The organism is Pseudomonas sp. Irchel 3E20 (genome assembly GCF_900187645.1).
In the GTDB taxonomy this organism is placed as follows: Bacteria; Pseudomonadota; Gammaproteobacteria; order Pseudomonadales; family Pseudomonadaceae; genus Aquipseudomonas.
On record NZ_FYEE01000001.1, the window covers coordinates 465,636 to 492,309 of the forward strand.

Annotated in this window: 29 protein-coding genes; 17 read left to right on the plus strand and 12 right to left on the minus strand. The window is 59.7% G+C overall.

Annotated features, from left to right (window positions below; genetic code table 11):
• The first annotated feature begins 65 nt into the window (after positions 1-65).
• From CKW13_RS01975 to rpoS, 8 genes are all read left to right on the plus strand, one after another.
• Positions 66-1,178, plus strand: a complete 1,113-nt coding sequence (locus CKW13_RS01975) for an S-(hydroxymethyl)glutathione dehydrogenase/class III alcohol dehydrogenase (protein ID WP_095106437.1) — start codon at positions 66-68, stop codon at positions 1,176-1,178.
• An 88-nt stretch (positions 1,179-1,266) separates the two neighbouring features.
• Positions 1,267-2,112, plus strand: a complete 846-nt coding sequence (gene fghA, locus CKW13_RS01980; protein ID WP_095106439.1) for an S-formylglutathione hydrolase — start codon at positions 1,267-1,269, stop codon at positions 2,110-2,112.
• Between the two features lie 52 nt (positions 2,113-2,164).
• Entirely contained in the window at positions 2,165-2,638 is a 474-nt protein-coding gene (gene ispF / locus CKW13_RS01985; RefSeq protein WP_095106441.1) for a 2-C-methyl-D-erythritol 2,4-cyclodiphosphate synthase, read from the plus strand.
• Positions 2,635-3,693 carry a tRNA pseudouridine(13) synthase TruD gene (truD, locus tag CKW13_RS01990; protein ID WP_095106443.1) on the plus strand — a complete coding sequence of 353 codons (1,059 nt, stop codon included), beginning with the start codon at positions 2,635-2,637 and terminating at the stop codon, positions 3,691-3,693. Before ispF ends, truD begins: the two co-directional genes overlap by 4 nt.
• The gene (gene surE / locus CKW13_RS01995; RefSeq protein WP_095106445.1) at positions 3,681-4,430 is read left to right on the plus strand and encodes a 5'/3'-nucleotidase SurE; all 750 of its coding nucleotides are present in this window, start codon (positions 3,681-3,683) and stop codon (positions 4,428-4,430) included. Before truD ends, surE begins: the two co-directional genes overlap by 13 nt.
• A gap of 41 nt (positions 4,431-4,471) precedes the next feature.
• Positions 4,472-5,107, plus strand: coding sequence for a protein-L-isoaspartate(D-aspartate) O-methyltransferase (locus tag CKW13_RS02000; protein WP_176465036.1), 636 nt, complete (start codon positions 4,472-4,474; stop codon positions 5,105-5,107).
• 212 nt (positions 5,108-5,319) lie between these two features.
• Complete coding sequence (locus CKW13_RS02005) at positions 5,320-6,165, plus strand: peptidoglycan DD-metalloendopeptidase family protein (protein ID WP_095106449.1); 846 nt, start codon at positions 5,320-5,322, stop codon at positions 6,163-6,165.
• A gap of 105 nt (positions 6,166-6,270) precedes the next feature.
• Positions 6,271-7,275, plus strand: coding sequence for an RNA polymerase sigma factor RpoS (gene rpoS / locus CKW13_RS02010; protein ID WP_095106451.1), 1,005 nt, complete (start codon positions 6,271-6,273; stop codon positions 7,273-7,275).
• A 75-nt stretch (positions 7,276-7,350) separates the two neighbouring features.
• Here the strand turns inward: rpoS and rnt are convergent, their stop codons facing one another.
• A complete protein-coding gene (rnt, locus tag CKW13_RS02015; RefSeq protein ID WP_095106453.1) occupies positions 7,351-8,025 on the minus strand; it encodes a ribonuclease T in 675 nt (224 codons plus the stop codon).
• The gene (gene pyrC / locus CKW13_RS02020) at positions 8,022-9,068 is read right to left on the minus strand and encodes a dihydroorotase (RefSeq protein WP_095106455.1); all 1,047 of its coding nucleotides are present in this window, start codon (positions 9,066-9,068) and stop codon (positions 8,022-8,024) included. Before pyrC ends, rnt begins: the two co-directional genes overlap by 4 nt.
• 157 nt (positions 9,069-9,225) lie before the next feature.
• Between pyrC and CKW13_RS02025 the strand changes: the two genes are divergently transcribed.
• Both CKW13_RS02025 and CKW13_RS02030 read left to right on the plus strand, forming a co-directional pair.
• Positions 9,226-10,134 (plus strand): OmpA family protein, encoded by a 909-nt coding sequence (locus CKW13_RS02025; RefSeq protein WP_095107022.1) that lies wholly within the window; start codon positions 9,226-9,228, stop codon positions 10,132-10,134.
• A gap of 126 nt (positions 10,135-10,260) precedes the next feature.
• Entirely contained in the window at positions 10,261-11,478 is a 1,218-nt protein-coding gene (locus tag CKW13_RS02030; protein ID WP_095106457.1) for an argininosuccinate synthase, read from the plus strand.
• 128 nt (positions 11,479-11,606) lie between these two features.
• Here the strand turns inward: CKW13_RS02030 and CKW13_RS24670 are convergent, their stop codons facing one another.
• Positions 11,607-12,335 carry a hypothetical protein gene (locus tag CKW13_RS24670; protein ID WP_256576487.1) on the minus strand — a complete coding sequence of 243 codons (729 nt, stop codon included), beginning with the start codon at positions 12,333-12,335 and terminating at the stop codon, positions 11,607-11,609.
• On the opposite strand from CKW13_RS24670, the gene CKW13_RS24375 reads away from it, so the two are divergent.
• Both CKW13_RS24375 and CKW13_RS02040 read left to right on the plus strand, forming a co-directional pair.
• The gene (locus CKW13_RS24375; protein WP_176465016.1) at positions 12,325-12,495 is read left to right on the plus strand and encodes a hypothetical protein; all 171 of its coding nucleotides are present in this window, start codon (positions 12,325-12,327) and stop codon (positions 12,493-12,495) included. The two genes, CKW13_RS24670 and CKW13_RS24375, sit on opposite strands and share 11 nt — an antisense overlap.
• 560 nt (positions 12,496-13,055) lie before the next feature.
• Positions 13,056-13,682: a response regulator transcription factor gene (locus CKW13_RS02040; protein WP_095106459.1), complete on the plus strand. Its 627-nt coding sequence runs from the start codon at positions 13,056-13,058 to the stop codon at positions 13,680-13,682.
• A 193-nt stretch (positions 13,683-13,875) separates the two neighbouring features.
• On the opposite strand, the gene CKW13_RS02045 is transcribed toward CKW13_RS02040, so the two are convergent.
• The 8 genes from CKW13_RS02045 to metG form a co-directional block, all read right to left on the minus strand.
• Entirely contained in the window at positions 13,876-14,055 is a 180-nt protein-coding gene (locus CKW13_RS02045; RefSeq protein ID WP_095106462.1) for a PA3496 family putative envelope integrity protein, read from the minus strand.
• A gap of 106 nt (positions 14,056-14,161) precedes the next feature.
• Positions 14,162-14,800, minus strand: coding sequence for an endonuclease III (gene nth / locus CKW13_RS02050; protein WP_095106465.1), 639 nt, complete (start codon positions 14,798-14,800; stop codon positions 14,162-14,164).
• Positions 14,797-15,414 carry an Rnf-Nqr domain containing protein gene (locus CKW13_RS02055; protein WP_095106467.1) on the minus strand — a complete coding sequence of 206 codons (618 nt, stop codon included), beginning with the start codon at positions 15,412-15,414 and terminating at the stop codon, positions 14,797-14,799. The genes nth and CKW13_RS02055 overlap by 4 nt, the downstream gene beginning before the upstream one ends.
• Positions 15,407-16,018: an RnfABCDGE type electron transport complex subunit G gene (locus CKW13_RS02060; protein WP_095106469.1), complete on the minus strand. Its 612-nt coding sequence runs from the start codon at positions 16,016-16,018 to the stop codon at positions 15,407-15,409. The genes CKW13_RS02055 and CKW13_RS02060 overlap by 8 nt, the downstream gene beginning before the upstream one ends.
• On the minus strand, positions 16,015-17,004 hold the full coding sequence (locus CKW13_RS02065) for an RnfABCDGE type electron transport complex subunit D (protein ID WP_095106471.1): 990 nt from the start codon (positions 17,002-17,004) through the stop codon (positions 16,015-16,017). The genes CKW13_RS02060 and CKW13_RS02065 overlap by 4 nt, the downstream gene beginning before the upstream one ends.
• Positions 16,991-18,178, minus strand: a complete 1,188-nt coding sequence (gene rsxB, locus CKW13_RS02070; RefSeq protein ID WP_095106473.1) for an electron transport complex subunit RsxB — start codon at positions 18,176-18,178, stop codon at positions 16,991-16,993. The genes CKW13_RS02065 and rsxB overlap by 14 nt, the downstream gene beginning before the upstream one ends.
• On the minus strand, positions 18,175-18,747 hold the full coding sequence (locus CKW13_RS02075) for an Rnf-Nqr domain containing protein (protein ID WP_095106475.1): 573 nt from the start codon (positions 18,745-18,747) through the stop codon (positions 18,175-18,177). The genes rsxB and CKW13_RS02075 overlap by 4 nt, the downstream gene beginning before the upstream one ends.
• A gap of 120 nt (positions 18,748-18,867) precedes the next feature.
• A complete protein-coding gene (gene metG, locus CKW13_RS02080; RefSeq protein WP_095106477.1) occupies positions 18,868-20,916 on the minus strand; it encodes a methionine--tRNA ligase in 2,049 nt (682 codons plus the stop codon).
• 172 nt (positions 20,917-21,088) lie between these two features.
• Between metG and apbC the strand changes: the two genes are divergently transcribed.
• Positions 21,089-22,183 carry an iron-sulfur cluster carrier protein ApbC gene (apbC, locus tag CKW13_RS02085; protein ID WP_095106479.1) on the plus strand — a complete coding sequence of 365 codons (1,095 nt, stop codon included), beginning with the start codon at positions 21,089-21,091 and terminating at the stop codon, positions 22,181-22,183.
• A 51-nt stretch (positions 22,184-22,234) separates the two neighbouring features.
• Here the strand turns inward: apbC and CKW13_RS02090 are convergent, their stop codons facing one another.
• Positions 22,235-22,993, minus strand: a complete 759-nt coding sequence (locus CKW13_RS02090) for an SDR family oxidoreductase (RefSeq protein WP_095106480.1) — start codon at positions 22,991-22,993, stop codon at positions 22,235-22,237.
• Between the two features lie 160 nt (positions 22,994-23,153).
• On the opposite strand from CKW13_RS02090, the gene CKW13_RS02095 reads away from it, so the two are divergent.
• From CKW13_RS02095 to groL, 4 genes are all read left to right on the plus strand, one after another.
• Positions 23,154-23,885: a HugZ family protein gene (locus tag CKW13_RS02095; protein WP_095106482.1), complete on the plus strand. Its 732-nt coding sequence runs from the start codon at positions 23,154-23,156 to the stop codon at positions 23,883-23,885.
• 66 nt (positions 23,886-23,951) lie between these two features.
• Positions 23,952-24,428 carry an FxsA family protein gene (locus CKW13_RS02100; protein ID WP_095106484.1) on the plus strand — a complete coding sequence of 159 codons (477 nt, stop codon included), beginning with the start codon at positions 23,952-23,954 and terminating at the stop codon, positions 24,426-24,428.
• A 250-nt stretch (positions 24,429-24,678) separates the two neighbouring features.
• Positions 24,679-24,972, plus strand: a complete 294-nt coding sequence (locus CKW13_RS02105; protein WP_019827816.1) for a co-chaperone GroES — start codon at positions 24,679-24,681, stop codon at positions 24,970-24,972.
• Between the two features lie 49 nt (positions 24,973-25,021).
• Positions 25,022-26,668 carry a chaperonin GroEL gene (gene groL, locus CKW13_RS02110; protein ID WP_095106486.1) on the plus strand — a complete coding sequence of 549 codons (1,647 nt, stop codon included), beginning with the start codon at positions 25,022-25,024 and terminating at the stop codon, positions 26,666-26,668.
• The last annotated feature ends 6 nt before the right edge of the window (positions 26,669-26,674 follow it).

The window sequence follows — 26,674 nt, forward strand, 5'->3', positions numbered from 1 at the left end:
GGATTATTAATCGTTCAGCGCTGTTTTACACTCCCAGCCTCGTTTTAATTCACTGGAGAGTCAGCATGATTAAGTCACGCGCCGCCGTTGCCTTCGAGGCCAAGAAACCCCTTGAGATCGTTGAAGTCGATGTCGCCATGCCCAAGGCAGGCGAAGTTCTGCTGCGAGTCGTGGCCTCCGGGGTCTGCCACACCGATGCCTACACGTTGTCCGGCGCGGACCCGGAAGGCATCTTCCCGTCGATCCTTGGCCATGAAGGTGGTGCGGTAGTCGAGGCCATCGGTGAAGGCGTGACATCGGTGGCGGTGGGCGATCATGTGATCCCGCTTTACACGCCCGAATGTGGGAAATGTAAGTTTTGCCTGTCGGGCAAAACCAACCTGTGCCAGGCCATTCGCGCCACCCAGGGCAAAGGCCTGATGCCTGACGGCACTACTCGCTTTTCCTATAAAGGCCAGCCGATTTTCCATTACATGGGTACTTCGACCTTTTCCGAGTACACCGTGCTGCCGGAAATCTCCGTAGCGAAAATCGCCAAGGATGCGCCCCTGGAAAAGGTCTGCCTGCTGGGTTGCGGCGTCACCACTGGCATCGGCGCAGTACTCAACACCGCCAAGGTCAAGCCGGGTGACACCGTGGCGATCTTCGGCCTGGGCGGCATTGGCTTGTCGGCGGTGATCGGTGCGGTCAAGGCCAAAGCGGCGCGCATCATTGCCATCGACATCAATCCGGCCAAGTTCGACATCGCTCGGCAACTGGGTGCCACTGACTGCGTCAATCCCAAGGATTTCGATCGCCCGATCCAGGAGGTGATTGTCGATATGACTGACGGCGGCGTGGACTTTTCCTTCGAATGCATCGGCAACGTGCAGCTGATGCGCGCGGCGCTGGAGTGCTGCCACAAGGGCTGGGGCGAGTCGGTGATTATCGGCGTCGCCGGTGCGGGCCAGGAAATCGCTACCCGGCCATTCCAATTGGTCACCGGTCGCGTCTGGCGCGGTTCGGCGTTTGGCGGCGTGCGTGGGCGCAGCGAGTTGCCCAGCTACGTGGAAATGGCCCAGACCGGCGAGATCCCACTGGACACCTTCATCACCCACACCATGGGCCTGGAAGATATCAACAAGGCTTTCGACCTGATGCATGAAGGCAAAAGCATTCGTACTGTCATCCACTTCTGACCAATAGTGGCGAGCGGCAAGCAGTGATCTGCAAGAGGGTGCGCCTTCTTGCAGCCTGTGGTTTGACGCTTGCGGCTGGGAGCCTTCAATGCCCCTGGAAAACATTTCTTGCCAGAAAAGCTTCGGCGGCTGGCACAAGCGTTACCGGCACCGCTCCGAGGTGTTGGGCTGCGACATGGTGTTTGCCGTGTATCTGCCGCCGCAGGCCGAGTCGGGCGCCAAGTTGCCGGTGCTGTATTGGCTGTCGGGCCTGACCTGCACCGATGAGAACTTCATGCACAAGGCCGGCGCCCAGCGCATGGCGGCGCAGTTGGGGTTGATAATCGTCGCCCCGGACACCAGCCCCCGTGGCACCGATGTGCCGGGCGACCCGGATGGCGCGTGGGATTTTGGCTTGGGGGCCGGGTTCTACCTCAATGCCACGCAAGCGCCGTGGGCAAAAAACTATCGGATGCATGACTATGTTGTGCAGGAATTGCCGGCGTTGGTCGAAGCGCATTTCCCGGCCTCGGAGAAGCGCGGTATCAGCGGTCACTCCATGGGCGGTCACGGGGCGCTGGTGTGTGCATTGCGCAATCCGGGGCGTTACCAATCGGTGTCAGCCTTTTCGCCAATCAACAACCCCATCGACTGCCCTTGGGGTCAGAAAGCGTTTTCCCGTTACCTGGGCGAGGACCGCTCGCGCTGGCGCGAATGGGATGCCTGCGCGCTGATTGCCCAAGCCCGGGAGAAGCTGCCGTTGTTGGTGGACCAGGGTGACCGCGATGACTTCCTTGAAACCCAACTCAAACCCCTGGCCCTGCAACAGGCCGCCAGGCTGGCGGGCCATCCGCTGACCCTGCGCCTGCAACCGGGCTACGATCACAGCTACTTTTTCATCGCCAGTTTCATCGACGAGCACTTGGCCCATCACGCGCGTGCGCTAGGCGCCTAATGTGCGCCAAAGCAGGTAGAATCACGCCCTGACTCAATCGGGGCGTTTTTTTATGCGTATTGGCCACGGCTACGATGTACACCGTTTCGCACAAGGCGATTTCATCACCCTGGGCGGTGTGCAAATTGCCCACCATTGCGGGCTGCTGGCCCATTCCGACGGCGACGTGCTGCTGCATGCCTTGAGCGATGCCCTGCTCGGCGCGGCGGCGCTGGGGGACATCGGCAAACACTTCCCGGACACCGACCCGCAATTCAAGGGCGCCGACAGCCGCGTGCTGCTGCGCCACGTTGTCGCATTGATCCATGCCAAAGGCTGGAAAGTCGCCAACGTCGATAACACCATCATTGCCCAGGCGCCGAAAATGGCCCCCCACATCGAAGCGATGCGTGCGTTGATTGCCGCGGATCTTCAGGTCGAGTTGGATCAAGTGAACGTAAAAGCCACCACCACTGAAAAGCTCGGCTTTGTCGGCCGTGAAGAAGGCATCGCGGTGCACGCCGTCGCCTTGTTGCAACGCTCATGAACGACCTGCAATTGCTGGGCCCACGTGCCTACGGCGAATCCCTTGGCAGTGCCGTACTCAAAGCCAGCGCGGAAGATTTCCAGGTCGATGAAGTGCTCGATATCCCCTTGAGCGGCGATGGCGAACACCTGTGGTTGTGGGTCGAAAAACGCGGCCTCAACACCGAAGAAGCGGCGCGGCGCATCGCCAAGGCTGCCGGCGTGCCGTTGCGTACGGTGAGCTATGCGGGCCTCAAGGATCGCCAGGCGTTGACGCGCCAATGGTTCAGCTTGCAACTGCCGGGCAAGGCCGACCCGGATCTGTCGGCAGCGCAGAACGACACGTTGACCATCCTCAAAAGCATGCGGCACAAACGCAAACTGCAACGCGGTGCCCATTCGGCCAACGGCTTTACTTTGCGCCTCACCCAACTGAGCGGCGACCACGCGGCCATCGACGAGCGCTTGCGCTTGATCGCCCGTCAGGGCATTCCCAACTATTTTGGTACGCAACGTTTCGGCCACAACGGCGGCAATGTGGTTGACGCCCGTGGCTGGGCTGTGCGTAAGGCACTGCCGGAGCAACGCAATGTGCGCTCGCGGCTGCTGTCCACGGCCCGCAGTTTTTTGTTCAACCAAGTACTGGCGGCGCGGGTTGCCGACGGCAGTTGGCAGCGCGCCCAGGTGGGCGACCTCCTGGCCTTCACCGACAGCCGCAGCTTCTTCCCGGCCGGGGAGGCCGAGTGCAGTGATCCGCGCTTGGCCATTCTCGACCTGCACCCCACCGGGCCGCAGTGGGGCGAAGGCGAGTCGCCGGCCGGCGGCGCGACCCATGCCTTGGAGCAAGGTGTCGCGGGCAGTGAGCCGGACCTGCGCGATTGGCTGGTGGCCGCGGGCATGAAACATGAGCGTCGAATCCTGCGGCTGCCCATTGGCGGTTTGACGTGGCATTATCCCGAGCCTGACATTCTGCAACTGGAATTCGTCCTGCCGGCCGGATGCTTTGCCACTGTACTGGTGCGCGAGCTTGTCGATCTGGTGCCGGTGGGGCAGACGGACAGCCCATGCGTATTCTGATTTCTAATGACGACGGGGTCACGGCCCCCGGCCTCGCCGCGCTTCATGCTGCGTTGGCGGATTACACCGAGTGCGTGGTGATCGCCCCGGACCAGGAACGAAGCGGCGCCAGCAGCTCGCTGACGCTCGACCGTCCGTTGCATCCGCAAACCCTGGCCAACGGCTTTATCAGCGTCAACGGCACCCCCACCGACTGCGTTCACCTGGGGGTCAACGGCTTGCTCGCGCAGGCGCCGCACATGGTGGTATCCGGGATCAACCTGGGCGCCAATCTGGGGGATGACGTGCTGTATTCGGGCACCGTCGGCGCGGCGCTGGAAGGGCGTTTCCTGGAGCGTCCGTCCTTCGCGTTTTCGCTGGTCTCGCGCCAGGTCGAGAACCTGCCGACGGCCGCCCACTTCGCGCGCAAGCTGATCGAGGCCCAGGCCGGGTTACAGCTGCCACCGCGCACTGTGCTCAACGTCAACGTGCCTAATCTGCCCGTGGATCATATCCGCGGCGTGCAACTGACGCGCCTGGGGCACCGTTCCCGGGCGGCGGCACCGGTGGAAGTGGTCGACCCGCGCGGCCGTTCCGGCTACTGGATCGCGGCTGCTGGCGATGCCGACGACTGCGGTCCTGGTACGGATTTCCACGCGGTGATGCAGGGCTACGTTTCGATTACGCCGTTGCAACTCGATCGCACCTTCAACGACGCCTTTGCCAGCGTCGAAGGCTGGCTGGAGGGGCTGCGCTGATGGCTCGCGAGCAAGACGACATGCTGCGGCGCGGTATCGGCATGACCTCCCAGCGCACGCGGGAGCGCTTGATCCAGCGCTTGTATGAAGAAGGGTTGTCCAACGCCCAGGTGTTGGAGGTGATCCGCCGTACACCACGGCACCTGTTCGTCGATGAAGCGCTGGCCCACCGCGCCTACGAAGACACCGCGCTGCCCATTGGCCACAACCAGACCATTTCCCAGCCGTACATGGTCGCGCGCATGAGTGAACTGCTGTTGGCCGCCGGGCCTCTGGACAAGGTGCTGGAAATCGGCACCGGCTCGGGCTATCAGACGGCGGTGCTGTCGCAATTGGTGGAACGGGTGTTTTCCGTTGAGCGCATCAAGGTCCTGCAGGACCGCGCCAAGGAACGCCTGGTGGAGTTGAACCTGCGAAACGTGGTGTTCCGCTGGGGCGACGGCTGGGAAGGGTGGCCGGCGCTGGCACCGTATAACGGCATTATCGTCACTGCGGTGGCCACTGATGTGCCGCAGGCCTTGCTCGATCAGTTGGCCCCTGGCGGGCGGTTGGTGATTCCGGTGGGGGCTGGCGAAGTTCAGCAATTGATGCTGATTACCCGCGAGGAGCAGGGTTTTTCTCGGCAGGTTCTCGGTGCCGTACGTTTTGTGCCGTTGCTCAATGGCCCCCTGGCCTGAGCATTTATATAAACGCGATGAATTCTGTGCGCGGTCGCCTGTCCTATAACGGCGCCGAAAAGAATAAACAAAACCCGAGCATGAACCGATAGCCAGATAAACCCATCGAATGGGCCTTGGCGTCGGTAAAGCATGCGCAGCCGGTTATACTGGCGACATTCCAAGCCTCAACGGGCACTCTTTTTTATCAGCCACCACAAAGGGAGCGGCGGGTGAGTCTCACAGCCATTGCGCAGCGTATGGATGTAAAAAGCTTTCAGCGACTGGTGATTGGCCTTGTCTTGAGTTCCATGTTGGCTGCCTGTTCCAGCACGCCCAAGGGCAATGTACGGGTGGTCGATCGCAATAATGCAGCGCCTCAGCGGCCGGTAGTGACCACAGGTCAGTACGTGGTCAAACGCAGCGACACCCTGTTTTCGATCGCCTTCCGCTATGGTTGGGACTACAAGGCCCTCGCTGCACGCAACAATATTCCACCGCCTTACACCATCCACCCGGGTCAGACGATTCGCTTCGATGGTCGTTCGGGTTCAACGCCAACCACTGTTGTCACGCAGTCCACTTCGACCCCGTCTTCCTCCAGCAAGACCACTGTGACCCGTCGCCCGGCGGGCACTACCAACGGCGTGATAACCGCTCCGGCGAGTAAGCCTACCCTCGCGCCGCTGCCGCCCGCAGGCCCGGCGCCCAAGGGTTGGGGATGGCCGGCAAATGGCGTTTTGATTGGAAAATTCTCTTCAAACGGTAGTTTGAATAAAGGGATTGATATCGCCGGGGATTTGGGACAGCCTGTTTTAGCTGCGTCTGATGGGGCGGTCGTGTACGCCGGGAGTGGCTTGCGGGGCTACGGCGAGCTCGTCATCATCAAACACAGCGATACCTACGTCAGTGCCTACGGTCATAACCGCAGGCTGTTGGTTCGGGAGGGGCAGCAGGTCAAAGTCGGGCAGGCTATTGCCGAAATGGGGTCAACTGGTACAGACCGGGTGAAACTGCACTTTGAGATTCGCCGTCAGGGTAAGCCTGTAGACCCACTGCAATTCCTGCCACGCCGTTGATCGGTTGTCAGCCTGTTCCCTCACGTAGAAGGAACAGGCTCCAGCGTTGCCAAGGATAAAGGCGCCGCTTGAGCTTGAGGTCGAACTCACCAAAGGACTATAACAATGGCTCTCAGTAAAGAAGTGCCGGAGTTTGACATCGATGATGAGGTTCTCCTGATGGAGGCCGGCATCGCTACGGATTCGATGTCGAATGAGGGATCTGCAACACCTTCAGTTCGCACCAAATCCAAACACTCCGCTTCACTCAAGCAACACAAATACATTGACTACACCCGGGCGCTCGACGCGACCCAGTTGTACCTCAATGAAATCGGCTTTTCCCCCCTGCTGTCGCCGGAAGAAGAAGTTCATTTTGCGCGCTTGTCGCAAAGTGGCGACCCGGCCGGGCGCAAGCGCATGATTGAAAGCAACTTGCGGCTGGTGGTGAAAATCGCCCGACGCTACGTCAATCGTGGGCTTTCACTGCTCGACCTGATCGAAGAGGGCAACCTCGGCTTGATCCGCGCGGTGGAGAAGTTCGACCCGGAACGGGGCTTCCGTTTTTCGACCTACGCAACCTGGTGGATCCGTCAGACCATCGAGCGCGCGATCATGAATCAGACCCGGACCATCCGGTTGCCGATCCATGTGGTCAAGGAACTGAACGTCTACCTTCGGGCCGCACGGGAATTGACGCAAAAACTCGATCACGAACCTTCCCCTGAAGAAATCGCCAACCTGCTGGAAAAACCGGTGGGCGAGGTCAAGCGCATGCTAGGCCTTAACGAGCGGGTTTCCTCGGTGGATGTCTCGCTGGGTCCGGATTCGGATAAAACCTTGCTGGACACCTTGACGGACGATCGCCCTACCGACCCTTGCGAGTTGCTGCAGGACGACGATCTGTCGCAAAGCATCGACCAGTGGCTCTCAGAGCTGACGGACAAACAGCGTGAAGTGGTGATACGCCGCTTCGGGTTGCGTGGCCACGAGAGCAGTACCCTTGAAGATGTTGGCCTTGAGATTGGTTTGACCCGGGAGCGGGTCAGGCAAATCCAGGTCGAGGGGCTCAAGCGCCTTCGCGAGATCCTGGAAAAAAATGGCTTATCCAGCGAGTCGCTGTTCCAATAGACCCTTATTGAGCCGGCACAAAAAATCCGGAGCCCTTATGGGGCTCCGGATTTTTTATGGGGCAAGCAAAGCCGATCAGTCGTTGAAGTCTTCCCAACCGCCCATTTGCTTCCAACGGTTGACGATGCCGCAGAACAGGTCAGCGGTCTTCTCGGTGTCATAGCGCGCCGAATGCGCCTCGCGGCCATCGAAATCGATATCCGCAGCCTGGCAGGCCTTGGCCAATACGGTTTGGCCGTACGCCAGGCCGGCCAGTGTGGCGGTATCGAAGCTGGAGAACGGGTGAAACGGGTTGCGCTTCATGTCCAGGCGCGCCACGGCGGCGTTGAGGAAGCCCAGGTCGAAGCTGCTGTTGTGACCGACCAGGATCGCTCGCTTGCAGCCATTGGCCTTCAGCGCCTTGCGTACACCACGGAAGATGTCGGTCAGTGCGGCTTCCTCACTCACTGCCATGCGCAACGGGTGGTCGAGCTTGATCCCGGTGAATTCCAGGGCCGCGGCTTCAATGTTGGCGCCCTCGAAAGGCTCGACGCGGAAAAAATAGGTGTGCTCGGGGAACACGAAACCTTTTTCGTCCATGCCAATAGTGGTGGCGGCAATTTCCAGCAGTGCGTCGGTGGCGCAGTTGAAGCCGCCGGTTTCTACGTCGACCACGACGGGCAGGTAGCCCCGGAAGCGGGCCGCCATCGGGTGACGGGAACCGCCGCCGCCATGGCCTTCTTGCTCGTCATCGTAATGGTCTTCACTCACAGGTGTTCCTCCAGCAGGCGCCAGCGCAGTTTTTCACCGGCGCGCAGCGGGATGACAGTCAGCTCGCCGAACGGCAGGCTGGTAGGGGCGGTCCAGTCTTCGCGGACCAGGGTGATGCGATCGGTATTGGCCGGCAAACCGTAGAAGCGCGGGCCATTGAGGCTGGCGAACGCTTCGAGCTTGTCCAGCGCGTTGCGTTGCTCGAACGCCTCGGCATACAACTCGATTGCCGCATAAGCGGTGTAGCAACCAGCGCAACCACAGGCGGCTTCCTTGGCGTGCTGAGCATGGGGGGCCGAGTCGGTGCCGAGGAAAAACTTGGCATTGCCACTGGTGGCGGCGTCGAGCAGTGCCTGCTGGTGAGTATTGCGCTTGAGGATCGGCAGGCAATAGAAGTGCGGCCGAATACCGCCCACCAGCATGTGATTGCGGTTGTAGAGCAGGTGATGGGCGGTGATGGTCGCCCCCACGTTGGCCGAAGCCTCGCTGACAAACTGCACTGCATCGGCGGTGGTGATGTGCTCGAACACCACTTTCAGGGTCGGGAACAACTCGACCACGCGGCGCATGTGCTCATCGATAAAGATTTTTTCGCGATCGAAGACATCGACATCGCCACGCGTGACTTCGCCATGAATCAGCAAAGGCATGCCGACTTCTGCCATGGCCTCGATCGCCGGCAGGATCTTGTCGATGCTGGTGACGCCGGAGTCCGAGTTGGTGGTTGCGCCAGCCGGGTACAGTTTGGCGGCGTGCACGAAGCCGCTGGCCTTGGCCTCGCGGACATCTTGCGGTTGGGTGCGGTCGGTGAGGTACAGCACCATCAGCGGCTCGAAGCGACTGCCGGCCGGCCGCGCAGCGAGGATGCGCTGGCGATAGGCATCGGCTTCAGCGGCGTTGCGCACCGGGGGTACCAGGTTGGGCATGATGATGGCGCGACCAAAGGTGCGCGCAACATCCGCCACAGTATTGGGCAGCGCAGCACCATCACGCAGGTGTATGTGCCAGTCGTCGGGACGCAGCAGGGTCAGGCGGTCGGACATTGGGGATTCCAGGCGGGTCAAACTGAGGCGAATGCTACCGGAAAAGACTCTTGCAGGCACTCGCTATCAAGTTTTGTCGCTGGCAACCGATATGCTCAAGGTATGCCGTAAATGAATGTATCGGTCTTTTCAGTTGTAGAAGCCAGTGGAGCCGCCCGTGCGCCAGCGTTATCTAGCCTTGCTCAGTGTGTTTGCCAGCCTGCCGGCCATGGCCCTGACTTTCCAGACCCGTCTGGAGAGCATTGAGTGGAAGGTCGAAGGCGACAAGTTCGAGTGTCGCCTGGCGCAGCCGATCACCGATTTCGGCTCTGGCGAGTTCGTGCGCCGCGCGGGCGAGCAGGCGACGTTTCGCCTCAAAGCCTTTAACGCCTTGCTCGGCGGTGGCTCGGCGACATTGCTGGCGGCGGCGGCCCCGTGGCAGCCGGGGCGTGCTGATATCAACTTGGGGACGGTCAGAAGTGGCAGTGGCGATGTACTGTTCAACAGCTCTCAAGCCCAGGCTGGCCGGCTTATCAGCGGTCTGATGGACGGCCGCAGCCCTGTGGTGCGCCACTACTCCCGCGACGCAGGGGTTTCGGAAATCCGCCTGTTGCCGGTGCGATTCAGCAAGGCCTATAGCGACTATCAAGGTTGCGTGGCCAAGCTCCTGCCCATGAACTTCGAACAAGTGAAGCTGGGCCAGGTTGGGTTTCCGGGCGGCGGCATCGAGCTCGATGAGCAAGCCAAGGCCAAGTTGCAAGTGATGCTCGACTATATGAAGGCCGACCCCACGGTCAACCACATCGAACTCGACGGCCACTCCGATAACAGCGGCAACCGTTTGACCAACCGCGATTTGTCGCGCCGCCGGGCCTTGGCGGTGATGGAGTTCTTCAAGGCCAACGGCATAGAAGAATCCCAGGTGACCATCAGGTTCCATGGCGAACGTTATCCCTTGGTGGCCAACACCAACTCTGCCAACCGGGCCAAGAACCGTCGGGTCAACATTCATCTGCAACGGGTCGCGCCCGTCGAGAAACCGGCCCCGCAAGCCGCTTCCACGCCCAACGCAGCTGCGACGTCTTGAAGCAGCGCTAGTCGCTCGATCGACATAATCTGTCGCTTGGTCGTCATAAGCTGTCGCGCCACTGTAAATCATCCGCTTGGAACGGTAGACTTGTCGGCTTTCCGTAGAACCCGGTGGAGTGATGGCATGGCGGACGTAAACAAGGTCGTTCTGGCGTATTCCGGCGGCCTGGACACTTCGGTGATCCTCAAGTGGCTGCAGGATACTTACAACTGTGAAGTGGTGACGTTCACCGCTGACCTGGGTCAGGGCGAAGAGGTCGAACCTGCACGCGCCAAGGCACAAGCCATGGGCGTGAAAGAAATCTACATCGACGACCTGCGCGAAGAATTTGTGCGTGATTTCGTTTTCCCGATGTTCCGCGCCAACACCGTTTACGAAGGCGAGTACCTGCTGGGTACTTCCATTGCCCGCCCGTTGATCGCCAAGCGCCTGATCGAAATCGCCAACGAAACCGGTGCCGATGCCATCTCCCATGGCGCGACCGGTAAAGGCAACGACCAGGTGCGTTTCGAGCTGGGCGCCTACGCCCTCAAGCCGGGTGTGAAAGTCATTGCGCCGTGGCGTGAATGGGACCTGCTGTCGCGCGAGAAGCTGATGGATTATGCCGAGAAGCACGGCATTCCGATCGAGCGTCATGGCAAAAAGAAATCCCCGTACTCGATGGACGCCAACCTGCTACACATCTCCTATGAAGGTGGCGTGCTGGAAGACACCTGGACCGAGCACGAAGAAGACATGTGGCGTTGGACCGTCTCCCCGGAGAAGGCTCCCGATGCCCCGCAGTATCTGGAATTGACCTACCGTAACGGCGATATCGTTGCCCTGGACGGTGTCGAAATGACTCCGGCCACCGTTCTGGCCACCCTGAACCGCATCGGTGGCGAACATGGTATCGGTCGTCTGGATATCGTCGAGAACCGTTACGTCGGTATGAAGTCCCGTGGCTGCTACGAAACCCCTGGCGGCACCATCATGCTGCGTGCGCACCGCGCCATTGAGTCCATCACCCTGGACCGTGAGGTCGCTCACCTTAAAGATGAGTTGATGCCCAAGTACGCCAGCCTGATCTATACCGGCTACTGGTGGAGCCCTGAGCGTTTGATGCTGCAACAAATGATTGATGCTTCCCAGGCTCACGTGAACGGTGTGGTTCGCTTGAAATTGTACAAGGGCAATGTGATTGTCACTGGGCGCAAGTCCGATGAGTCGCTGTTCGATGCCAATATCGCGACCTTTGAAGAAGATGGTGGCGCTTATAACCAGGAAGATGCAGCGGGCTTTATCAAACTGAATGCATTGCGCATGCGCATTGCGGCCAACAAGGGCCGCAAGCTGTTTTGATGTTTTAACTGGTGTGTATAAGAAAAGGCCCTGCAGTGCAGGGCCTTTTTTATTGAATTCGTTTAATACAACCGTTGTATGTGATGGCATGATGTATAAACAGATCTCGCGGGTGTTTGTTCTTGTTATTAGCCATTGGCCTGGTAGGACAGGGTTAAAGCAAAGTTGTTCAAGTTGTAAGAAATATAGGGGTGTCGTTTGTGCTTCTCTTCGTTTGCTGTGCTCCAATCGCTCTGGGTCATAAGTTTTGCGGATTTCTGATTGGTCAAAAATACAATCAAGTAACCTGTGTCGGATGATTTCTGGATTTTCTGTTCAACTTTGTGCATCAATTCGTCTGCTTCTTTTTTTGTACTAATCCAACGTGTATCGACAATGTGCAGGTCGTATAAAAGTCGAGGAAAGTTCAGTATGTGCTGTACGCCATGGCCGGCGAACAGATTCACATGCGCAGGTGGGTCCTGGGCATTGCCTGACGAGTAATGATCCTTGTGGTAATGAACCTCAGGATGCTGTGGGGGCTGTTTACGCAGCCTTTCAGGAAGGTAAAAGTTCGAATTATGGTAGTTTGATGGCATTCCTTCATCCGGCAAGTTGGCGGTGGAGCTGTTAGCTAAATTTTCTTGCTTTAGCTTCTCATCGATGATTTTTATAAAGTGTTTGCCTTTCTCAAAGTCGGACGGCGCATAAAGTGACTTGTAGTTGAAGTTTAGGGTGGCAAAGAACAACAAAATCAGAAAAAACGGAAAGGTAATCAGGAACCAGACATAAACCTGACGTTCCTGGAAATCAAGGAAAGGAAGCGATACGGCCGCCGACGTTTCCGAGAGGGTAGCGAAGATCGCGATGATCGTCATGGGAGTGGCGCTTTTCTTTGGTGGTGTGGTCATTTTCTTTCACTTTTATATAGAGGCTTCTAGTGGTTGGTTGGGACGTCTTTATGGTGTGGTGGGTGAGATGTTTTGTGGAATGATTATATTTTCGGCAGATGAGTTACTTATGGTTCCTTATAAATGATTCTAGACGTGTTCCAATCAGGGAGAAGTTTTTTTGATGGCTGAAGGGAGAAAGGTTTGGCTGTTAAATGTAATTTCGCGGATCTGAAGTCTGAAAGCTGTGTAGTCTATTTCCTTGAAGGTGCTCTCGTGGCTTTTGGTAACTCCCAGTTTGTTGATGATTTTATTTAAATGTAAGACTTGTTGAGTTTTATTTTGTATGGGTCGGCTGAATTGTTACTCTGTTTTTCTGTCGGTACAGAAAATATGAATTTTTTATGACTATGCCGACTTTGTTAATACTCTGGAACAAAAAGTGATTTGGCGGGTGTTGTGATCGGACTGATTCACGACCGATGCTTGACTCTAACTGATACAAAGTAGCGTGTAACGCAGGCCTGAATACCCGCGATTTAATTTAAAGACACACCATTTTTAATGTTTTTTTGTAGTCCAAATCCGTGATGCTTGTAGGGAAGGTCTCTGGCTGTTAGTGGCCGGGGGGTAGGCCATCCCAAGGGGTAAATGACTAGGCTATTGTGCTGACTCTAAAAATTCGAACAGCGAAAATTGGACTTGCCCATGAATAAAGTGCTGATCGTGGATGATCATCCCGTCATACGTCTTGCTGTACGCATGCTGATGGAGCGCCATGGCTATGAAGTCATTGCGGAAACGGATAATGGCGTTGATGCATTGCAACTTGCCCGCGAGCATATGCCCGATATTGTTATCCTGGATATCGGTATTCCCAAGCTCGATGGCCTGGAAGTTATTGCGCGACTTACCTCCACTGCAATGCCTTTCAAGGTGTTGGTACTCACCTCCCAGGCTCCCGGACATTTCTCCATGCGGTGCATGCAAGCCGGCGCCGCGGGCTATGTCTGCAAGCAGCAGGACTTGACGGAGCTGCTCAGCGCCATTAAGGCCGTGCTTTCCGGCTATAGCTATTTCCCCAACCAGGCCTTGCACACGGTGCGTTCGAGCCTTGGCAATGCCAGTGAGGCCGATATGGTCGATCGCTTGTCGGGGCGAGAAATGATGGTGTTGCAACAACTGGCCCGTGGGAAAACCAACAAGGAAATCGCCGACGGGATGTTCCTCAGCAACAAGACCGTTAGCACTTACAAAACCCGCTTGTTGCTCAAGCTCAATGCTCGTTCCTTGGTTGATCTGATTGAGTTGGCGCAACGTAATGGTCTGGTTTGAGGCCAGGTAAGAGCGCGCGACCTGCACCGGTTGTTCGGTAGGGTTCGTGTTATCGGCTTGAAGTGACTGCTCAGGCACTGACAGTTGTGCGCCAGGGGGGGAGTGGCGGCGGGACGTTGGGGTTGAAACGAAGACGGTGCTGAAGGTGCTGCGCAGTTAACAAAAAGCCTCCACTTTGGGAGGCTTTTAAGGTTTAGAGATCAAAGTCGTAATCCGCAAGTTGCCTTTGTAGACGCCGTTCTTCGAGAAGATTGTCGATGGTGCGGCGCTTGCTGAGGTTGGTCTTGGCGACCTCTACCACGGGTTCGGCATCTTCTACTTCGGTGGCGGTGAAGTCGTCGTCTATGTCGGGTTGTTCTTTACCAGCGCTCATCGGTTAACTCCAAGCTTGGGCTGCCGTTGGCGCCCCTTATAGCGACAATCCGCTGGCGGGTAAAAAAGATTTTTTCAATCGATTGATAAGCTAACTCTATGGCAGCTCAATCGTCCGAGTTTTTTTCCTTGTATTCGCACAGGTCTTCGATTCGGCAACTACCACAGCGGGGCTTGCGTGCCTGGCACACGTAGCGCCCATGCAGGATCAGCCAATGGTGCGAGTCCAGCAGGTACTGTTTGGGCACGAATTTCATCAGTTGTTTTTCCACTTCCACCACGTTCTTGCCCGGCGCCAGGCCGGTGCGGTTGCTGACGCGGAAGATGTGGGTATCGACGGCCATGGTCAACTGGCGAAATGCGGTGTTGAGCACTACATTCGCGGTCTTGCGGCCGACGCCGGGGAGCGCCTCCAGCTCTTCACGGGTTTGGGGCACTTCCCCGCCATGGTGCTCGACCAGCAACCGGCAGGTCTCGATGACGTTCTTGGCCTTGCTGTTGTAGAGGCCGATGGTCTTGATGTAGTGCGACAGCCCTTCGATCCCCAGGGCATGAATAGCGGCTGGGGTGTTGGCCACCGGGAACAGCTTGGCAGTGGCTTTGTTGACGCCCACATCGGTGGATTGGGCAGACAGGATTACCGCAATTAGCAACTCAAACGCTGATGAGTAGGCCAGTTCGGTTTTGGGTTGCGGATTGTCTTCGTGGAATCGACGGAAAATTTCCAGGCGTTTTGCGGCATTCATGGGTAGTCGGATTCCTTGTCTAGACGGTCAGGGCGCGCGCGTCGAGCCCAGGCTTGTCTGGCCGCGATGAGCAGCCCCAGTAGGATGAAACTGCCGGGTGTGAGCGCAAGTAGATGGGGGCTGGCGGCCGTTACCCAGATCCACAGCGCCCCGCAGTCGTCGATCGATCCAGCAAGCCACCCCCAGTGATTGCCCAGCGAGCCGCTGCCGAGCAGTTCGCGCACCGCGCCCAGGAAGAGTAGCAAGCAGGCGGGCAGCCCCAACAGGCGCAGCCTATGGCGCAAGGTATCGTGGATGAAGAAACCGTTCATCTCCAACACCACGCATTGCAACCCGATCAACCCAGGGTAAAACCCCAGGCTGTGATGTAGAGGCAAACTGTGCAGTTGCAAGGCCAAGTCGGCACAACCGGTGAAAGTGGCTGCGAGAACGACGCTGGCGGGCAGGCGCAGGCTTTCTGTCAAGCGTGGGCGTAGCCCTCTCATTGCTACGGCATAGGCCACGACGACTGTCAGCAGCATCAGCCCCCAGCTGAGGGCATTGACCAGGCTGCCAGTAACGCCTAGCAGTGGCGCCAGGAGCAGGCTGTTGCGCAGCGTCACGGCGTTAGTCATGGGCGCCCTCGCCAAGCAGTTGGGCTCTGTGCTCGTCGAAGTAGCGCAATGCGTCATGCACGGCGCTGACGGTGGCCCGGGAGGTGAGGGTGGCGCCGGCCAATTGGTCGAACTGGCCGTTGTCTTTCTTCAGGGCCCAGGCCGGCTCGGCCGGGTTGCCAAGGGATTTGCCGGCGAAGCTCGCCAGCCAGGGGTTGGGCGTCAGCGCAATCTGCGCGCCAAGCCCTGGGCTCTCGTTGTGGGCCAGGGGTTTGATGGCCAGCAATTTGCCGTTCGCGCCGATGGCGATCAGCAGCTGGATCGGGCCGCCGTAACCCTGGACCTGGCTGTGCAAAAGGATCGCGCTGGGTCGTGCGGCCCGGGTCGCTCGATACCCGGCCAGCAGCCGACTGGTGGCCAGTTGCGGTTCGGCCAGTGCCAGCGGTTGGTCGAGGGGCTGATTGTCGTAGCTGCCTGGGAGCAGGAGCGAAAGTATTTTCTGGCTTTGCAGGGCTTTTTGCTGGGTGGCGATCAGTGGGGTGGCGAATCGTTGCAGCCACGCAGTGGCCGCGATGCCCGAGCCCGCCAGCAGCAATAGAACCAGTACGCCCCGGGCGCGGCTCATGGGGCACTCGCCGGGGCGGGAAAGAGCCGGTCCAGAGCCGGTACGCCCAGGTTCATCAGCAGCACGGCGAAGGCCAGGCCATCGGGATAGCCGCCCCAGGTGCGGATCACGTAGGTGAGGATGCCGACGCCTGCGCCGAAACATAGCCGCGCCTTGGCCGTGCGCGGCCCCGACACTGGCTCGGTGACGATAAAAAACGCGCCCAGCACAGTGGCGCCGCTGAGCCAATGAAACAGCGGCGAGCCGTTGGAGTCCGAGCCTGTGCCGTTCCAGAACAGCAGGCCCATGACGAACAAACCTGCCAGCAGGCCCACCGGCGCATGCCAGGTGATGATCCGTTGTTGCAGCAAAAACGCGCCACCGGCCAGGAATCCAAGGTTGGCCCATTCGCTGCCTTTGCCGCCCCAATGGCCGAACGCCGGGTTGCTTGCGAACAATTCATCCACCGTCAGGCTGTTGTTGATACGCAGGCTGTCCAGCACTGTGGCCTGGCTCCAGGCATCGGCCAGCGGCGCACCGAAATCGATGCCGAACACCTGTTGCATTGCTACCGGTAAGCTCACGCTGGCGAGCCCGGGCCACTGCGTCATGGCATGGGGAAAGCACACCAGCACCAGGGCATAGCCCAGCATGGCCGGGTTGAACGGGTTTTGGCCGACGCCGCCGTACAGATGCTTGCCAAACAATAAGGCGCAAGCGGTGGCGCTGACCGTCAGCCACCACGGGCAGAAGGCCGGTAGGGCGATTGCCAGCAGGGCGGCGCTGACCAGGGCACTGCCATCGCTCAGCGCAGGCATGACCGCCCGTCGCCGTAGGCGCAGGATTAGCGCTTCGACCGCCACGGCGGTGGATGCGGCCAGCAGTAGGTTGATCGCCAGCCCCCAGCCGTACAGCCACAGCAGCACCGCGAGCCCAGGGATGGTCGCCAGTAGCACTCGCTTCATGGCGTGCTGCAGGCGCGGGTCAGCCGCTTCACGGGGCAACATGGTCTTGCACCTGGCGTTCTGCTTGGGTCAATCGCGCTTGGGCCTGGGCCAGTTGCTCGGCAGAGACGCCGGGTTGGCGTTGCAGTTTGTTCAGGGCGGCGCGGGCGTAGGCCAGTTCGGTTTTCAACTGGCGCAGGTGGCTGTCGATGGGGCGTTTCTCGGTGCGCTGCAACTGCGGCGCGGGGCGGTCATTCTGGTCTTCGGCTTGGTGCAGGGCATGTTCGGCCTGGCCCAGAGTTTCCCGCAACGCTTGCAGGCGCTCGGCGGGTGCGCCGTCGGCCTGGGCTTTTTTCAGTTCGGCACGGCGGGTGGCCAGTTGGATCTTGGCTTTTTTCAGTTCGACGTCCCGCGGTGCAGGGGCGGCGGGCGTGGCCGGTTGTATGTGGGCCAGGGCCAGTTCGGCGGCTTCGAATTGTTGGGCCAGCAGCCTCAGTTGGGTCTGTTGCTCGAAGGTTGGTGGGTGGCCGAAGGCTTTCAGGGTTTTGTGCAACTGTGCGCGGCTCATGGCCAGGTCGATCTTGGCTTTTTTCAACGCGACGTCGGCGGCCACGGCTTTTTGCGCGCGCACCCGTTCAATCGCGGCGTGTATCGGGTTGTCAGGCGTTTCGGCCGTGATGGCGGGACCTTTGGCGCGGGCTTGCTTGCGTTCTTCATCACGGCGCAAACGGGCGTTGCGTTGTTCAAAGCGGCGGCGTGCGTGGTTGCGCTTGGCGCTACGGGCCTGTTGCTCTTGCGGGCTGTGGGCCAGCCCGCCGACGATGGGTACTACGGTGGTCAAGGGCAGCGGCAGCAGGTCGATGCAGTCCACCGGGCAAGGCGCCACGCACAGGTCGCACCCGGTGCACTCGTCGATGATGACCGTGTGCATCAGCTTGGCGGCGCCGACAATCGCGTCCACCGGGCAGGCCTGGATGCACTTGGTGCAACCGATACACTCGGCCTCGCGGATGTACGCTACCTGGGCCGGGGCGCTGCCACGCTCCGGGTCCAGTTGCAGTACTGGCACCTTGAGCAGTTCGGCGAGGGCGGCGATGGTTTCGGCGCCGCCCGGCGGGCACCGGTTGATGGCCTCGCCCTTGGCGATGCCTTCGGCGTAGGGCTTGCACCCGGGGTGGCCGCATTTGCCGCATTGGGTTTGCGGCAGTAGGGCGTCGATACGTTGAATCAGGCTCATGGGTTGAACAGTCCGGTAAAACCGAGAAACGCCACGCCGATCAATCCGGCGCTAATCAGCTCGATCGGCAGGCCACGAAAGGGCAGGGCGATATCGTTGTCTCGGGTGCGCTGGCGTAAATCATCGAACAGGCTTAATACCAGCCAAAAGCCCAAGCCGCCACCCAGGCCCAGCGCCAGTGTTGCGCCGAGCCCGCGCTCTGCCTGGCTGCCCAGCAAACCTGCGCCCAGTATCGCCGCATTGCCCAGCAACAGCGGCCAGAGCCCGGCAAGCGGTAGCCGTGGTAACACCCGCGCCAGCAGCTTCAGTACCGGGCCGATCAGGCCGACGGCCAACGCCAGCAAGACAAACAGGCGCAACCCGGTCAGGCCCAGGGGGTGCAGCAGCCATTCATACAGCAGGTGCCCGAGCAGGGCGTTGCTCAGCATCAGGCAAGTGGTGGCCAGGCCTAGGGCATGGATGCGCAGGCGATCGGCGTCGGCCAGCAGCGTGTCGCTGCCCAGCGGCCAATGCAGGATGAGGTTGTTAATCAGGGCAGCGCTGGCAAGCGTGAACAGGAGGTCGGTCATGGTGGTGCCGGGTTGGGCGAGCGGATTGCCTCAAGCCTAGGGCAAGCGGGCAGGGCCGGCCAGATAAGAAAATCCCACGGCCACCGGCAAGTGGTCGTGGGATCGGGCCTGCGCGGTGCGTTACTTGATGCGCTGGCCTGGCTTGGCGCCGCTATCAGGGCTGAGCAGGTAGATTTCTTCGCCGCCAGGGCCGGCAGCCATCACCATGCCTTCAGAGACGCCGAAGCGCATTTTGCGCGGCTTGAGGTTGGCGATCATCATGGTCAGGCGCCCTTCGAGCTTGGCCGGGTCTGGGTAAGCGCTCTTGATGCCCGAGAACACATTGCGTTGCTCGTCACCGATGTCCAGGGTCAGGCGCAGCAGTTTGTCGGCGCCTTCCACGGCTTCGGCCTTGAGGATCAGGGCCACGCGCAGGTCAACGGCGGCAAAGGCGTCGAAGTCGATCTCGGCAGACAGCGGGTCCTTGGCCAGTTCGCCGTTGCCTTGTGGGGCAGCGCCGGTGTCGGTCTGGCTGGCGACCAGGTCTTCTTTGGACGCATCGGTCATCGCCTGAACCTTTACCGGGTCGATGCGGGTCATCAACGGCTTGAACTCGTTGAGCTGATGGTTGCTCAGCAAGGTGGTGTGGTCGTCCCAGGTCAGCGGCGGCACGTTGAGGAACGCCTCGGCGTCGGCGGCCAGCAGCGGCAGCACAGGTTTGAGGAAGATCACCAGTTGGCGGAACAGGTTGATGCCCAGCGCGCAGATGGCCTGGACTTCATCCTGCTTGCCTTCCTGTTTGTTCAGCGACCACGGCGCTTTGTCGGCGATCCAGGCGTTGGCGCGGTCGGCCAGGGCCATGGTTTCGCGCATGGCGCGGGCAAAGTCGCGGGCTTCATAGGCCTCGGCAATGCTTGGCGCAGCGCTAAGAAAGGCTTCGGTCAGTTCCGGCGCGGCATTGCCTGCCACCAGCACGCCGGCATTGCCCTTGTGGATAAAACCTGCGCAACGGCTGGCGATGTTGACGACCTTGCCCACCAGGTCGGAGTTGACCTTCTGCACGAAGTCTTCGAGGTTCAGGTCCAGGTCGTCCACACCACGGCCCAGCTTGGAGGCGTAGTAGTAGCGCAGGTATTCCGGCGCGAGGTGGTCAAGGTAGGTTCGGGCCTTGATGAAGGTGCCGCGGGACTTGGACATCTTCTGGCCGTTGACGGTCAGGTAGCCGTGCACGTTGATTGCGGTCGGCTTGCGGTAGCCGGCGCCTTCGAGCATGGCGGGCCAGAACAGCGCGTGGAAGTTGACGATGTCCTTGCCGATGAAGTGATACAGCTCGGCGGTGGAGTCCTTGCCCCAGAACGCGTCGAACTCCAGCTCCGGGCGGCGTGCGCAGAGGTTCTTGAAGCTGGCCATGTAGCCGATGGGCGCGTCCAGCCACACGTAGAAGTATTTGCCTGGCTCATCCGGGATCTCGAAACCGAAGTACGGCGCATCGCGGGAGATGTCCCACTGCTGCAGGCCGGCGTCGAGCCACTCAGCGAGCTTGTTGGCCACGGCTTCCTGCAGGGTGCCGCTGCGGGTCCAGGCTTGCAGCATGTCCTGGAAGTCCGGCAGCTTGAAGAAGAAATGCTGGGAGTCCCTGAGCACCGGGGTGGCGCCGGAAATCGCCGATTTCGGGTCCTTGAGGTCAGTGGGCGCGTAAGTGGCGCCGCATTTTTCGCAGTTGTCGCCGTACTGGTCTTCGGTGCCGCATTTGGGGCAGGTGCCCTTGATGAAGCGGTCGGCCAGGAACATTTTCTTTTCCGGGTCGAAATACTGGGTGATCGAGCGCGTGGCAATGTGCCCGGCATCACGCAGCTTGAGGTAGATCTGGCTCGACAGCTCACGGTTTTCTTCGGCGTGAGTGGAGTGGAAATTGTCGAAGTCCACCAGGAAGTCGGCGAAGTCGCCGCTGTGCTCGGCTTGCACGTTGGCGATCAGTTGTTCCGGGGTGATGCCTTCTTTTTCTGCGCGCAACATGATGGCCGAGCCGTGGGCGTCGTCTGCGCAGACGTAGATGCATTGATTGCCGCGTTGCTTCTGGAAGCGCACCCACATGTCGGTCTGGATGTACTCAAGCATGTGGCCAAGGTGGATGGAACCATTGGCATAGGGCAGGGCGCTGGTGACGAGGATCTTGCGTGGCTCGGACATGGGGCTCGGCTACTTGATGAAACGGAGGTCGGCCACTATAAAGCGCCGGCGCAGTTTTTTCACCCTGTCTGCGGCGTTGCGTGGCGGGTGCGGCGCCCGGGCATGTCCGCCATGGCGCTTAAACGGGTAGGATAGCCACCTGATTTTCCCTGTCCCGCTATCGGAGTAACCCATGAGCGCCGTCAATCGCGCAGCGGTGGAAGCCGTCCTTCGCCAATACACCGACCCCTATCTGAACCAGGACCCGGTCAGCGCCGGGTGTGTACGCAGCATCGAGATCGAGGGGGACCGGGTCAGCGTCAAGCTCGAAATCGGCTACGCCGCCGGCCTGTTCAAGAGTGGCTGGGCGCAGTTGCTGCAGTTGGCCATCGAACAACTCGAGGGCGTGCTGACGGCGCGGGTCGAAGTCAACAGCGTGATCGCCGCGCACAAGGCGCAGGCGCAGATCCCGGGCCTGGCCAACGTGAAGAACGTGGTGGCCGTGGCCTCCGGCAAGGGCGGCGTGGGCAAGTCCACCACCGCCGCCAACCTGGCGCTGGCCCTGGCCCGCGAGGGCGCCCGGGTGGGCATTCTCGATGCCGATATTTACGGCCCGAGCCAGGGCATCATGTTCGGCATTGCCGAAGGCACCCGCCCGAAAATCAAGGACCAGAAGTGGTTTGTGCCGATTGAGGCCCATGGTGTCGAAGTCATGTCCATGGCCTTCCTGACCGATGAGAACACGCCCATGGTGTGGCGCGGGCCGATGGTTTCCGGCGCGTTGCTGCAACTGGTGACGCAAACCGCCTGGGGCGACCTGGACTACCTGGTGATCGACATGCCGCCAGGCACCGGCGATATCCAACTGACCCTGGCGCAGAAAGTCCCGGTGGCCGGTGCGGTAATCGTCACCACCCCCCAGGACCTGGCGCTGCTGGATGCGCGCAAAGGCGTGGAAATGTTCCGCAAGGTCCACATCCCGGTACTGGGCGTGGTGGAAAACATGGCCGTGCACATCTGCTCCAATTGCGGGCACGCCGAGCATCTGTTCGGTGAGGGTGGTGGCGAGAAACTGGCCACGCAGTTTGGCGTTGAGCTGTTGGCGTCGTTGCCGCTGTCGATGCTGATCCGCGAGCAGGCCGATGCGGGCAAGCCGACGGTGATTGCCGAGCCGGACAGCCAGATCGCCATGGTCTACCAGGAACTGGCCCGCCAGGTTGGTGCGCGGATTGTGCTGCAGGAAGCCGCATCGCCGGCGATGCCGAACATCACCATCAGCGACGATTGAGATTCAAACCTGTGGGAGCGGGAGTTCGCTCCCACATGAGTGTGGCGGCGCCTAGAGGCGCAAGCCGCCATCCAACTCCAGGATGCGCCCGGTGTAGTAGTCGTTTTCGAAGATGTACGCCGCCGAATGGGCGATTTCATCGGGCTTGCCCATGCGCTTGAGGGGGATGCCCGAGGTCATTTTCTCCAGGGCTTCGGGCTTCATGCCCAGGGTCATTTCGGTTTCGATAAAGCCCGGTGCGATGCCGGCCACACGGATGCCGTAGCGTGCCAGTTCCTTGGCCCAGGTCACGGTGGCTGCGGCGACGCCCGCCTTGGCCGCGGAATAGTTAGTCTGGCCGACGTTGCCGGCGCGGGAGATCGACGAAATGTTGATGATCGCGCCGCTGTTCTTCAGTTCGACCATTTTCGCCGCCACTTCCCGGGTGCACAGGAACACGCCGGTCAGGTTGACGTCGATCACCGCTTGCCATTGGGCCAGGCTCATCTTGGTCATTTCGCCGTCCTTGACCTTGAGCAGCAGGCCATCTCGCAGGATGCCGGCATTGTTAATCAAACCGTGAATCGCACCGAAATCCGCCGCGACTTGAGCGACCATGTGGCCCACCTGTTCTTCGTCGGCAACGTTGCACAGGTAGGCGCGGGCTTGGGCGCCGGCGGCCTGGCACGCCTGGACGGCGTCATCGAGTTTGGCCTGATTCAAATCCACCAAGGCCAGCTTCGCGCCTTTGGCAGCGAAATACTCGGCCATGGCCCGGCCCAAACCCTGGCAACCGCCGGTGATAATGATTACTTTGTCAGTGAGTTGCATTCGCATGCCCCGTTGGCAGGTCTGAGTGGTTTCCTAATCCAGGGCCATCCTGCGTGCCTGTGCGGCTTGGCTGCAGATGAGAATTGCCCTGCTGGCGACACTGGAACCGCTATCCGGTCGCCCGTCCGTTTTCGACGGTTTCTATATAAGGAGTCATAAGTTGAGCGTTGAAGCTGCCAAGCATGCCCGAGAATTGCTGCTCAAGGAATACCGTGGCGCATTGGCCACGCACTCCAAGTCCATGCCTGGTTTTCCCTTTGGTTCGGTGGTGCCTTACTGCCTGGACGAGCAGGGCTGGCCGCTGATTCTTATCAGCCGTATCGCCCAGCACACCCATAACCTGCAAAAAGACCCCAGGTGTTCGCTGCTGGTGGGCGAGCGCGGTGCCGATGACGTACAAGCTGTCGGCCGCCTAACCTACCTGGGCGAGGCACAGAAGCTCGACGACGCGGCCGCCATTGAAGCGGCCGCCGAACGTTATTACCGCTACTTTCCCGACTCGGCGAACTATCACCGGGCCCATGATTTCGACTTCTGGGTACTGAAACCGGTGCGCCACCGCTACATCGGCGGGTTCGGCGCGATTCACTGGGTTGACGACTTGACCCTGGCCAACCCCTTTGCCGGCAAGGCCGAGGTGAGCATGGTCGAGCACATGAACAGCGATCACGCCAAGGCCATCGCCCATTACGTCGAACTGGCCGGGTTGCCGACCGGCGAACCGGCGCAACTGGCGGGCATCGACACCGAAGGTATGCACCTGCGCATTGGCCAGGCCCTGCATTGGTTGCCTTTTGCGCAGCCTTGCAATACGCCGACACAAGTGCGCGAGGCCCTGGTTTTGCTGGCTCATGCCGAGCAATGGCCAAAAAAGGCACAGGCCCAGGCTTGAATTCACGAAACGGCGACGTCATCTAGGTTCTACTTGCAAGGCACTCTTGCGTTGAGGAACCATTTGATGCGCCCTTTTCTATTGCTCTTTCTGCTGTTTCCGGTGCTAGAGCTGTTCGTATTCGTCAAAGTCAGTGCCGCCATCGGCTTCTTCCCGGCGCTGCTGCTGATTATTCTCGGCTCGATGCTCGGCGTGTTCGTGCTGCGCATCGCCGGCCTGGCCACCGCCCTGCGGGCTCGTGAAAGCCTGAACCGCGGTGAGTTGCCTGCCCAGACCATGCTCGAAGGCCTGATGATGGCCCTGGGTGGCGGTCTGTTGATCGTTCCCGGGTTTATCAGCAGCGTGTTTGGCCTGGTGATGCTCCTGCCGATTACCCGCCGGCTGCTGGCCAACAAGATGCGTCAACGCGCCGAGGAACAAGCGATTCGCCAGCGTGCCTTCGCCGACGACCTGCAACCGCGCGGCGGCCCGACGCCCCGTCAACCCCTGGGGCGTGAGCCGACAGTGATCGAAGGCGAATTCGAGCACCGTGACTCCAAGTAATTGCTTCCTGTCCACGGCACCTTCGGGTGCCGTGTGTCATTTTCGTTGCCTGCGGGCAAAAAAAATTCACCTTCCGGCCCTTGTAATCAGCTTCTACGCCCTTATGTAACGGTCACCGCAAGGTTTCTGGTGACGATCACCAGACAGACTTCCGCGGTTCGCTTGCCGAGCCGCACCCGGCACTGCCGGATTTGCTAACCCGCCGGGACTACACCGGCCGCTGAAAACCACAAATTAGGAGAGATCGACAATGAAGCTTCGTCCTCTGCATGACCGCGTCGTTATCCGTCGCAGCGAAGAAGAAAAGAAAACCGCTGGCGGTATCGTTCTGCCAGGTTCGGCTGCTGAAAAAGCCAACAGCGGCGAGATCCTCGCTGTAGGCACCGGCCGAGTACTGGATAACGGTGAAGTACGTGCGCTGGCCGTAAAAGTGGGTGACAAGGTTGTGTTCGGCCCTTACTCCGGCAGCAACACTGTGAAAGTAGACGGCGAAGACCTGCTGGTAATGGCTGAGAACGAGATTCTCGCTGTTATCGAAGGCTGATTCCCCGCTCAATTTCCCGCTACTACAAAGTATTTAAGGAATATCGATCATGGCTGCTAAAGAAGTTAAATTCGGCGATTCCGCCCGCAAGAAAATGCTCACCGGTGTCAACATCCTGGCTGACGCAGTAAAAGCGACCCTGGGCCCAAAAGGCCGTAACGTGATTATCGAGAAGAGCTTCGGCGCTCCGACCATTACCAAGGACGGCGTTTCCGTAGCCAAAGAGATCGAACTGGAAGACCGTTTCGAAAACATGGGCGCGCAGCTGGTCAAAGACGTTGCCTCCCGTGCCAACGATGACGCAGGCGACGGTACCACCACCGCTACCGTACTGGCTCAGTCGATCGTTAACGAAGGCCTCAAGGCCGTCGCTGCCGGCATGAACCCGATGGACCTCAAGCGCGGCATCGACAAGGCGACCATCGCTGTTGTTGCCGAGCTGAAAAACCTGTCCAAGCCATGCGCTGACACCAAGGCTATCGCTCAGGTAGGCACCATCTCCGCCAACTCCGACAGCTCCATCGGCGACATCATTGCCGAAGCCATGGAAAAAGTCGGCAAAGAAGGCGTAATTACCGTTGAAGAAGGCACTGGCCTGGAAAACGAACTGTCGGTTGTAGAAGGCATGCAGTTCGACCGTGGCTACCTGTCCCCATACTTCGTTAACAAGCCAGAAACCATGGTTGCCGAGCTGGAAAGCCCGCTGATCCTGCTGGTCGACAAAAAGATCTCCAACATCCGTGAAATGCTGCCAGTACTGGAAGCCGTGGCTAAAGCCGGCCGCCCACTGCTGATCGTTTCCGAAGACGTTGAAGGCGAAGCCCTGGCGACTCTGGTTGTGAACAACATGCGCGGTATCGTTAAAGTCGCGGCCGTCAAGGCTCCAGGCTTTGGCGACCGTCGCAAAGCCATGCTGCAGGACATCGCCGTGTTGACCGGCGGTACCGTTATCTCCGAAGAGATCGGCCTGAGCCTGGAAAGTGCCACCCTGGAAAACCTGGGCAGCGCCAAGCGTGTGACCATCTCCAAGGAAAACACCATCATCGTTGACGGTGCTGGCGTTGAAGGCGACATCCAGTCGCGCATCAACCAGATCCGCGCCCAGGTTGCCGAGACTTCCTCGGACTACGACCGTGAAAAACTGCAAGAGCGTCTGGCCAAGCTGTCCGGCGGCGTTGCAGTCATCAAGGTTGGCGCCGGTTCCGAAGTTGAAATGAAAGAGAAAAAAGCCCGCGTTGAAGACGCCCTGCACGCAACCCGCGCAGCCGTTGAAGAAGGCGTGGTACCTGGCGGTGGCGTTGCGCTGATCCGTGCTCTGGAAGCTCTGGTTGACCTCAAAGGCGACAACGCTGACCAGAACGTAGGTATCGCTGTTCTGCGTCGTGCCGTTGAATCGCCACTGCGCCAGATCGCTTCCAACAGCGGCGACGAGCCAAGTGTTGTGGTTAACGAAGTCAAGAACGGTAAAGGCAACTACGGCTACAACGCTGCCACCAGCGAATACGGCGATATGGTCGAAATGGGTATCCTGGACCCAACCAAGGTGACCCGTTCGGCACTGCAAGCAGCCGCTTCGATCGCTGGTCTGCTGTTGACCACCGAAGTTGCGATTGCTGACAAGCCGAAAGCTGAAGGCTCTGCTGGCGGCGGTATGCCAGACATGGGCGGCATGGGTGGCATGGGCGGCATGATGTAACCCAGC